The following is a 279-nucleotide window of genomic DNA, read 5'->3' as shown; positions in this document are numbered from 1 at the left end:
ATGACACAAGCAGATATCGCAAGACGTTTAGGCTATACGCCGTCATCAATACTACGTGAATTACACCGTGGCAATACACTTGATTTCTCACATTTAGATAGACGAACACTGTTGAATATGGACATACACGCACGTATCAAGTATTCGGCACAGCGTGGACAATATATTGCCTTGAAAAAGCGCAGTAAAATGGGGACTGGTCTCAAACTGACACCAGAATTAAAAGAGATCATTGAAACTTGGGTTAATGTTGAACATTGGACGCCAGAGCAAATTGCT

The 279-nt window shown here is 41.2% G+C and carries 1 pseudogene; it reads left to right on the top strand.

Annotated features, from left to right (window positions below):
* Positions 1-279, top strand: a pseudogene (locus IAE53_RS11290) (helix-turn-helix domain-containing protein); the annotation flags it as partial.

The sequence above is a fragment of the Leuconostoc sp. S50 genome (assembly GCF_016624925.1).
Lineage (GTDB): Bacteria > Bacillota > Bacilli > Lactobacillales > Lactobacillaceae > Leuconostoc > Leuconostoc pseudomesenteroides.
The sequence above is the reverse complement of the archived record's forward strand: the minus strand, read 5'-3'. Positions and strand labels throughout refer to the sequence as shown.